This is a genomic window from Streptomyces sp. NPDC006339, from assembly GCF_040612775.1.
Taxonomy (GTDB): Bacteria; Actinomycetota; Actinomycetes; order Streptomycetales; family Streptomycetaceae; genus Streptomyces.
On the sequence record NZ_JBEXQW010000055.1, the window covers coordinates 41717 to 49236 of the forward strand.

At 68.6% G+C, this 7520-nt stretch carries 10 protein-coding genes; 6 read left to right on the forward strand and 4 right to left on the reverse strand.

Going from position 1 to position 7520, the window contains the following annotated elements:
- Nucleotides 1–67: 67 nt before the first annotated feature.
- Both ABZ135_RS32580 and ABZ135_RS32585 read left to right on the forward strand, forming a co-directional pair.
- A complete protein-coding gene (locus ABZ135_RS32580; RefSeq protein WP_356700946.1) occupies nucleotides 68–331 on the forward strand; it encodes a metalloregulator ArsR/SmtB family transcription factor in 264 nt (87 codons plus the stop codon).
- Complete coding sequence (locus ABZ135_RS32585) at nucleotides 328–816, forward strand: N-acetyltransferase family protein (protein ID WP_356700920.1); 489 nt, start codon at nucleotides 328–330, stop codon at nucleotides 814–816. Before ABZ135_RS32580 ends, ABZ135_RS32585 begins: the two co-directional genes overlap by 4 nt.
- An 18-nt stretch (nucleotides 817–834) precedes the next feature.
- Here the strand turns inward: ABZ135_RS32585 and ABZ135_RS32590 are convergent, their stop codons facing one another.
- Nucleotides 835–1374 (reverse strand): DinB family protein, encoded by a 540-nt coding sequence (locus ABZ135_RS32590; protein ID WP_356700922.1) that lies wholly within the window; start codon nucleotides 1372–1374, stop codon nucleotides 835–837.
- A gap of 274 nt (nucleotides 1375–1648) precedes the next feature.
- Here ABZ135_RS32590 and pstS point away from each other — a divergent pair, with 274 nt between their 5' ends.
- Complete coding sequence (gene pstS / locus ABZ135_RS32595) at nucleotides 1649–2728, forward strand: phosphate ABC transporter substrate-binding protein PstS (protein ID WP_356700924.1); 1080 nt, start codon at nucleotides 1649–1651, stop codon at nucleotides 2726–2728.
- A gap of 281 nt (nucleotides 2729–3009) precedes the next feature.
- Here pstS and ABZ135_RS32600 read toward each other — a convergent pair whose 3' ends face one another.
- From ABZ135_RS32600 to ABZ135_RS32610, 3 genes are all read right to left on the reverse strand, one after another.
- Complete coding sequence (locus ABZ135_RS32600; protein ID WP_356700926.1) at nucleotides 3010–4071, reverse strand: ArsO family NAD(P)H-dependent flavin-containing monooxygenase; 1062 nt, start codon at nucleotides 4069–4071, stop codon at nucleotides 3010–3012.
- Nucleotides 4072–4146: 75 nt separating this feature from the next.
- On the reverse strand, nucleotides 4147–5235 hold the full coding sequence (gene arsB, locus ABZ135_RS32605) for an ACR3 family arsenite efflux transporter (RefSeq protein ID WP_356700928.1): 1089 nt from the start codon (nucleotides 5233–5235) through the stop codon (nucleotides 4147–4149).
- Nucleotides 5232–5540 (reverse strand): metalloregulator ArsR/SmtB family transcription factor, encoded by a 309-nt coding sequence (locus ABZ135_RS32610; RefSeq protein WP_356700930.1) that lies wholly within the window; start codon nucleotides 5538–5540, stop codon nucleotides 5232–5234. The genes arsB and ABZ135_RS32610 overlap by 4 nt, the downstream gene beginning before the upstream one ends.
- Before the next feature lie 91 nt (nucleotides 5541–5631).
- On the opposite strand from ABZ135_RS32610, the gene ABZ135_RS32615 reads away from it, so the two are divergent.
- The 3 genes from ABZ135_RS32615 to trxA are packed head-to-tail and all read left to right on the forward strand — an operon-like array spanning nucleotide 5632 to nucleotide 7387.
- Nucleotides 5632–6045 (forward strand): arsenate reductase ArsC, encoded by a 414-nt coding sequence (locus ABZ135_RS32615; RefSeq protein ID WP_356700932.1) that lies wholly within the window; start codon nucleotides 5632–5634, stop codon nucleotides 6043–6045.
- On the forward strand, nucleotides 6042–7019 hold the full coding sequence (gene trxB / locus ABZ135_RS32620; RefSeq protein ID WP_356700934.1) for a thioredoxin-disulfide reductase: 978 nt from the start codon (nucleotides 6042–6044) through the stop codon (nucleotides 7017–7019). Before ABZ135_RS32615 ends, trxB begins: the two co-directional genes overlap by 4 nt.
- Before the next feature lie 41 nt (nucleotides 7020–7060).
- Nucleotides 7061–7387: a thioredoxin gene (trxA, locus tag ABZ135_RS32625; protein ID WP_356700936.1), complete on the forward strand. Its 327-nt coding sequence runs from the start codon at nucleotides 7061–7063 to the stop codon at nucleotides 7385–7387.
- Nucleotides 7388–7520 lie beyond the last annotated feature (133 nt).

Consider the following 7520-nt stretch of genomic DNA (forward strand, 5'->3'; position numbering starts at 1 on the left):
TCGACGACCGATGAAGAACCCTGACAGAGGGGTCGCGCCGCTGAGACCCGAGGACCTCGAGCTTTGCGTGGGTCTGTTCAAGGCGCTTTCCGACCCCATGCGTCTCCACCTGCTCAACGTGCTGGCCGCCGAGCAGCGGCCCATGGCGGTGGGGGAGATCGCCGACCGCGTGCCGATCGGGCAGTCGACGGTCTCCCACCACCTCAAGACCCTGGCCGACATGCACTTCGTGCGCCCCGAACGAGCCGGGACCTCCACCCTGTACGAGCTCGACGCACGCGGCCGGACGCACTTCGACACAGCCGTACACGCGTTCCTGGGACAACCGTGAACATCGCACCGCTCACCACGGAGCACGCCGACGAGGTCGTCGCGATCTACCAGACCGGCATCGACGAGGGCAACGCCACCTTCGAGACCACCGCCCCCACCTGGGAGCAGTTCGACGCCGCCAAAATGCCCGAGCACCGCTTCGTCGCCCTCGCCGAGGACGGGCGTGTGCTCGGCTGGGTGGCAGCCACCAAGGTCTCCGACCGATGCGCGTACGCGGGCGTGGTCGAGCACTCGGTCTACGTCCACCCCGCAGCCCGGAGCCGGGGCGTCGCCACCGCGCTCCTCCAAGCTCTGGTCGACTCCACCGAGGCGGCCGGGATCTGGACGATCCAGTCCGGCATCTTCCCCGAGAACACCGCCAGCCTGACCATCCACGAGCGCGCCGGCTTCCGCATCATCGGCACCCGCGAACGCATCGGCCGCCACCACGGCGTCTGGCGCGACGTGGTCCTCACGGAGCGCCGCAGTCCGCTCATCAGCTGACCGAGCTTCGGCCTGCCGTCAGCCACTTCCGTCGAGGGTGAGCTGGCCGTGGTGGAAGTCGAAGTGCTGGGTCGGATAGCGGTAGATGTCCGCGAGGGTCATGAAGTCCTTGAAGAAGGGGTCCCACCGCTCGGGGTAGTGCATCCCGCGCGCCAGGCCGGCCTCGGACTCCACCGTGAGGCGGCGGCGCAGGGAGTCGAGGACGCGGTCGAACGCGGCGCCCGTCCGCCGCGGCCCGAAAACCTTCACCGCCCCGCACGGGCCAACGTAGTTGATCCAGTCGAACGGCACCGTCGCCGCGTTCAGCACGCGGGCGAACACCTTGCTCGCGCCCCGGGGCAGCCGACCGAAGACCTGTGCCAGGACCAGCAGAACCCGGGTGATCAGGTAGCCGAAGAACATGTGCCAGAGCAACTGCTCGTTGGTCCACTTCGTGCCGTCGGTCGGCTTGGCGAGGTCGCCAGGCGAGGAGGTGGTCAGGAGACGATGGAAGGTCCGTCGGGCACGTTCGTACTCCTCGTACACGGCCTGCCGGTCCATCGGATGCACACTGGTCATGACCTGCTGCTTTCGAGCGCCCACTGATTCCGCCAGGGACTGTGTTGATTCCCCTTCCTCGGCTCCGGAACCCCGACGACGGGACGTCCACGATCACCCCGAAGTCGCCAGGGCGCCGTCCTTTGTTCGTCTTGGCGCCACCCACCCCTCCCGCATATCGGTGAGCATCTATGCATCGGGCCGCTGTTGTTGATCGCGGCCGTTCAACCGCGTGTGTCCAAGGGGGATCACGGTGCAGCTCCGACGTACGGGACGGGCGAGCCGAAGGCGAGAGGTGGCTGCCGTGCTGGCGGGCGCGCTGCTGCTCGCGGGCTGTGGCGGAGGCGATGACAGCGCCGAGAAGGCTGCTCCGAAGGGGCCCCTGCCGGACATCGAGTGCGCCGAGTCCGGCCAGGTGCGCGGGTCGGGGTCCACGGCGCAGCAGAACGCGATGAAGCGGTGGATGGAGCAGTACCAGCTGGCGTGCGAGGGGGTACAGCTCGTCTACAACCCGCTCGGATCGGGAGCGGGCGTCGCCCAGTTCCAGCGCGGAGCCACCACGTTCGGCGGCACGGACGAGGCGCTGAGCGCCGAGGACGTGGAAATGACCAAGGACGTCTGCCGCGGCGGGAGGGCCATCGACCTGCCCATGGCCGGCGGGCCCATCGCCATCGGCTACCACGTGCCCGGCGTGACCAACCTGATCCTGGATGCCGCGACCCTTGCCCGGATCTTCGACGCACGCATCACCCGCTGGAACCATCCGTCGATCCAGCGCCTCAACCCGGACGCGAAACTCCCGGATCTGCCCGTCGTACCCGTACACCGCGCGGATGACTCCGGTACCACGCAGAACTTGAACGCCTATCTCAAGGGCGCGGCCGGGGACCACTGGCCGTACGAGGCGAGCAAGAAGTGGCAGGGCAGGGGTGGCCAGTCGGCGAGCGGCTCGGACGCGGTCTCGACCTCGGTGACGCAGACCGAGGGAGCGATCGGCTACTTCGAGCTGTCCTTCGCCGCCAAGCGGAAGATCGACACGGTACGCATCGCCACAGGCGCCTCCGAGCCCGTCGCGCCGAGCACGAGCAGCGCGTCTGTGGGCATCGCCGAGGCGGAGATCGCCGGCAAGGGCAACGACCTGGCTCTGAGGTTCGACTACAAGACCTCAGCCGAAGGCGCTTACCCCATCGTCCTGGTGACGTACGAGATCGTCTGCGAGACCGGGAACCAGCCCGAGAGCCTGCCCGCGCTCAAGTCGTTCCTCACCTACACCTCCAGTGAGGAGGGCCAGGAGCAGTTGCACTCCATCCACTACGCGCCGCTGCCCGAGTCCGTCGCGGCGCAGGTCCGCGAGGTCGTCAGCACGCTGTCCTGACGACGGCCGCACATCGGCCGAGGTTACGGCTCCTCGATGATCGCGCAGACCGTGACGGGCTCGTCGCCCGCGCAGTCGTCCGCTCGTTCGCGCGTGTCGACGAGGGTCTTGCGCAGCGCGAGGAGTTCGGTGATGGCCGCGTCTGCTTCGGCGATGCGGGCGTCGAGCAGATCACGGATGGTCAGAGTCCGACGTGCTGCTGCGGCAACACGATGGTCAGGGCCGAGTAGCGGCTGACCGACGGTTGCCGGCCCCGTCTCGCCGGGGCCGGCTTCTGCGCGTCAGGGCAGGTCGAGAAGTTCCACGATCGCTCGGGCAGCGTCGCGGGCGGGGCGCCCGACGCCGATGAGGGTGGCGGAGGCGGGGCCGGTCCAGTCGCCGTAGCCGAGGAGATGGAGCCTGGGTTCCCTGAGCGCCTGGGTGCCCGCGGTGGGGATGTGGCCGCGCGGGCCCCGCAGGCCGAGCGGCGCGAGGTGCGACAGGGCGGGGCGGAAGCCGGTGCACCAGACGATCGCGTCGGCCTCCGCGCGGGTTCCGTCGGCCCACTCCACGCCGGTCGCGGTGAGACGGGTGAACATCGGCTGAGCCTTGAGGAGTCCGGCATCGCGGGCTTCACGTACGGGCGGTACGGCGACGATGTCGCCGAGCGAGGCGACGCCTCCGGTGTCGGTGCGGCCCTCGTCGAGGGCGCGGCGGCGGGCCGTGGCGTGGTCGAAGAGGGCGCGGCCGTCGATGTCGTCGGCGAGGAAGCGGGCCGGGCGCTGGGTGACCCAGGTCAGGTCGGTGTCGTGGGCAAGGTCGGCGGCGATCTGCGCGCCGGAGTTCCCGCCGCCGACCACGACTACCCGCTGTCCGGCGAGGTCGGCAGGTCGGCGGTACTCGACCGTGTGGAGCTGGGCGCCCTTGAACTCCGTACGGCCGGGGACCGCCGGCATGAACGGGCGCCACCAGGTGCCGGAGGCGCTGATCACCGTACGGGCACTCCAGGATCCTGCCACGCTCTCCACCCGCAGGTAGTTACCGTCACGGTGGACCCCTTCGACCTGGACGGGACGGACGACGGGGAGGTCGTAGCGCCGCTCGTAGTCGGTCAGGTAGTCGACGACGTGGGCGGCGTCGGGGTACGTCTCCCCCTGCTGCGGCGGCATGAGGCGGCCGGGCAGGGAGGAGTACGCGGCCGGGGAGAACAGGTGCAGCGAGTCCCAGGTGTGCTGCCAGGCACCACCCGGGGTCGCCTGGGCGTCCAGGATGACGAACTCCAGGCCGAGGCGGCGCAGGTAGTAGCCGGCCGCGAGTCCGGCCTGGCCGCCGCCGATGACGACCACGTCGACATGCCTGCTCATTGCGGTATCCCCTTCCAAACGCGGCTGCCCCGCTGCATGCAGCGGGGCAGCCGAATGATGCCGTACGACGACCTACTACTTCACCTGGGCGGTCGTGAACTTCTTGCGCCAGGCCAGGGACACGTACACCAGCGCGACCAGGACGGGGACCTCGATGAGCGGGCCGACGACTCCGGAGAGGGCCTGGCCGGAGGTGACGCCGAAGGTGGCGATGGCGACGGCGATGGCCAGCTCGAAGTTGTTACCTGCGGCGGTGAAGGCGAGCGTGGCGGTGCGGTCGTAGTTCAGGCCGATCGCCTTGCCGAGCAGGAACGTGCCGAACCACATCACCGCGAAGTACACGAGCAACGGAAGCGCGATCCGCACGACGTCCAGCGGCTGGGACGTGATGGTCTTCCCCTGGAGGGCGAAGAGGATGACGATCGTGAAGAGCAGACCGTAGAGCGCCCACGGGCCGATCTTCGGCAGGAACTTCGCCTCGTACGACTCGCGGCCCATCTTCTTCTCACCGATGCGGCGGGTCAGGAAACCGGCCACCAGCGGAACGCCGAGGAAGATGACGACATTCAGCGCGATCTTCCACATCGAGATGTCGAGGTGCTCGCCCTCGCCGAGGCCGAGCCAGCCGGGCAGCAGGTCGAGGTAGAACCAGCCCAGGACGCCGAAGGCGATGACCTGGAAGACCGAGTTCAGGGCGACCAGGACGGCCGCGGCCTCACGGTCGCCGCAGGCGAGGTCGTTCCAGATGATCACCATGGCGATGCAGCGCGCGAGACCCACGATGATCAGGCCGGTGCGGTACTCGGGCAGGTCCGGCAGGAAGATCCACGCCAGGGCGAACATGAGCGCCGGGCCGAGGACCCAGTTGATGACCAGCGAGGAGATCATCAACTTGCGGTCACCGGTGACGGCGTCGAGCTTGTCGTACCGGACCTTGGCGAGCACCGGGTACATCATGATCAGCAGGCCGACGGCGATCGGCAGCGAGATGCCGCCGATCTCGACCTTGGCGAGCGCGTCGTTCAGGCCGGGGATCAGCCGACCGAGACCCAGGCCGAGGCCCATGGCCAGGAGGATCCAGACGGCGAGAAAACGGTCAAGCGTCGAAAGCTTCGCGACGACCGAGGGCTCCTCGGTCGGGGCGGGCGCTTGGGTGGGGGTCACGGACAGGCCCTCTTGTTCTCGGCAGCGGTACGGGCGGACTCGGCCAGGTCGGCGAACTGGCCGGCAACGGAGGCGATGACGTCCGGGCGGAGCTTGTAGTACGTGAAGCGTCCGCACGGCTCGGTCTCGACGACACCGGCCTCCCGCAGCACTCTCAGATGGTTGGAGAGGTTGGTCTGCTTGGCACCTGTCTCCTCCACGAGGTGGGTGGTGCACAGGGCCTCGCGGGCAAGCAAGGTCACGATCTGGAGGCGCAGGGGATCACCCAGAACCCGGATCAGCTCAGTGTCGACTGACGTCATCATGTACTGATACTCTCACATCAGTGGTGGATGACACCACCGGGTGCTGATTTCAGTTGCGCCTGATTTCGTCGCGAGACAAGAGAGACCTGCCGTGTCCGAGAAGCCCTCCGTCCTGTTCGTCTGTGTCCACAACGCCGGCCGTTCCCAGATGGCCGCCGCGTGGCTGTCGCACCTGGCCGGGGACCGCGTCGAGGTCCGCTCCGCCGGTTCCGCCCCCGCCGACCAGGTCAACCCCGCCGCCGTCGAGGCGATGCGCGAGGTCGGCATCGACATCACGGCCGAGACCCCGAAGATCCTCACGGTCGACGCCGTCAAGGCGTCCGACGTGTGCATCACCATGGGCTGCGGTGACACCTGCCCCGTCTTCCCGGGCAAGCGCTACCTCGACTGGACGCTTGAGGACCCGGCGGGCCAGGGCGTCGAGGCCGTCCGTCCGATCCGCGACGAGATCAAGAAGCTCGTCGAGGGCCTGATCGAGGAGATCGCCCCGGAGAAGACCGCATGAGCAGCCCGGCCGACGTCCGCGAGGTCGTCATCATCGGTTCCGGCCCCGCCGGATACACCGCCGCCCTCTACACCGCTCGCGCGCAGCTGAAGCCACTGCTGTTCGGCAGCTCGATCTTCGTGGGCGGTTCGCTGACCACGACGACCGAGGTCGAGAACTTCCCGGGCTTCCCGGAGGGCGTCGACGGCCCTGTCCTCATGGAGAACATGCGGGCCCAGGCCGAGAAGTTCGGTGCTGAGATGATCGACGACGACATCGTCGAGGTGGACCTCACCGGCCCGGTCAAGCTGGTGACCGACTCCGAGGGCACCGTCCACCGCGCGAAGGCCGTGATCATCGCGACCGGCTCGGGCTACCGCAAGCTCGGCCTGCCGAACGAGGAGGAGCTGTCCGGGCGCGGTGTGTCCTGGTGCGCGACCTGCGACGGGTTCTTCTTCCGTGACCGCGACATCGTCGTGGTCGGCGGCGGCGACACGGCGATGGAGGAAGCCACCTTCCTCACCCGCTTCGCCCGCTCGGTGACCGTCGTCCACCGCCGCTCGGCCTTGCGTGCCTCCAAGACCATGCAGAACCGCGCGTTCGCCGACGACAAGATCTCCTTCGCCTTCGACAGTGAGATCGCCGAGATCAAGGCGGAGAACGGCATGCTCGGCGGAGTCGTCCTGCGGGACACCTTCACGGGCAAGACGCGCGACCTGGCAGCCACCGGTCTGTTCATCGCCATCGGCCACGACCCGCGTACCGAGCTCTTCACCGGCCAGATCGACCTGGACGACGAGGGCTACATCAAGGTGGAGTCGCCCTCCACCCGTACGAACCTCCCGGGCGTCTTCGCCGCCGGTGACGTCGTCGACCACACCTACCGCCAGGCCATCACGGCCGCCGGCACCGGTGCTGCGGCAGGGCTCGATGCCGAGCGCTACCTCGCCGCCCTCGCCGACAAGACTCCGGCCATGGCCACGGCCGCGGTCTGACCCGGACGGATCCGCACCGCACACCCACAAGGAGGTACCCGATGGCTCTCAAGTCCGTGACCGACGCTTCCTTCGAAGCCGACGTCCTCAAGAGCGAGAAGCCCGTCCTGGTCGACTTCTGGGCCGAGTGGTGCGGCCCGTGCCGCCAGCTCGCCCCGTCACTGGAGGCCATCGCGGCCGAGCATGGCGACAAGATCGAGATCGTCAAGCTCAACATCGACCAGAATCCGGACACGGCGGCCAAGTACGGCGTCATGTCCATCCCGACGATGAACGTCTACGTCGGCGGCGAGGTCACCCAGACCATCGTCGGCGCCAAGCCCAAGGCCGCCCTCGTACGGGAACTGGAGAGCTTCCTCTCCGAGTGACCGGCAGGCGCGGAACACCGAACCGGCCTCCGGTCTGCCCCCCTCCGAAAGACCGATCAGGCGGAGGTCGGGTGGCCGTCGTTCGCGCGTGCCCCGCGCGTCCCCCTCGGCGCTTCCCGTACCGCACCGCCTG

Coding starts and splice junctions, on each gene's coding strand:
- ABZ135_RS32590 (WP_356700922.1), bottom strand. CDS start 1,374: ATGACCAGTGTGCATCCGATGGACCGGCAGGCCGTGTACGAGGAGTAC.
- ABZ135_RS32600 (WP_356700926.1), bottom strand. CDS start 4,071: ATGAGCAGGCATGTCGACGTGGTCGTCATCGGCGGCGGCCAGGCCGGA.
- ABZ135_RS32610 (WP_356700930.1), bottom strand. CDS start 5,540: ATGATGACGTCAGTCGACACTGAGCTGATCCGGGTTCTGGGTGATCCC.
- trxB (WP_356700934.1), top strand. CDS start 6,042: ATGAGCAGCCCGGCCGACGTCCGCGAGGTCGTCATCATCGGTTCCGGC.
- trxA (WP_356700936.1), top strand. CDS start 7,061: ATGGCTCTCAAGTCCGTGACCGACGCTTCCTTCGAAGCCGACGTCCTC.